Genomic DNA, 711 nt, shown 5'->3' on the forward strand with positions numbered 1-711 from the left:
ATGAAGGAAACAACGGCACACAAGGCGTGGGCGCTTCTTGAAAGCCTTTACCGCAAGAAATCACGATCCACCAGAACCAGACTCATCGCCGAGTTTTGGAACTGCACAAAGAATGACGCCCCGATGGCCACTTACATTGCCACCCTTCAAGTTTTACAGTCAAAGCTCCGCGCTATCGGAAAGGATATGACAGATGAAGACATGACTGATCGCCTACTATCAGGCCTCCCATCTTGTTTTGACGCATTCACCGTCACGTTGGATACACTCAGCGAAGTCAAGTTTGCCGCTACTGCCGCGTCGCTCATCAATTTTGAAGCCCAACTCGAGCACAGGTCTCGTGAAGTGTCGGCAGTTTCCATCCTGCCTCGAGCATGCGCTACCTCAGTCAAACGGCATTCTCGCTGCAGCTATCACAACTCCAACTCGCATGACAATGCCCACTGCTGGGCACAACATCCCGAGCTACGTCCGAAACATTTATTCACTAAACAGTCTGCCTCAGTCTATCCCCTCCAACGATCAAAAGTAGCTCCACTCTCCCAACAATCAGCTCATGAACACAGTGACGAATGGCTTCGTGACTGTTGCTGCTCAATGCACATGTGTCCCGAATCCTCTACCTTGCAGGAAGTTCTGCCCGATTCCGATCCCGTGACAGTTACTATGGCAAATAATGAGAGTCTTTGCTCAACTGCAACCGGCAGCAGC

General features: G+C 50.9%; 1 protein-coding gene. It reads left to right on the forward strand.

Features of this window, described 5'->3' with window-relative positions; translation table 11 throughout:
• On the forward strand, positions 1-711 hold a 711-nt coding region (locus tag B5P42_RS33315), incomplete at its 3' end, for a gag-polypeptide of LTR copia-type domain-containing protein (protein WP_142674075.1).

The sequence above is a fragment of the Bacillus sp. SRB_331 genome, assembly GCF_003264175.1.
GTDB lineage: Bacteria > Bacillota > Bacilli > Bacillales > Bacillaceae_G > Bacillus_A > Bacillus_A mycoides.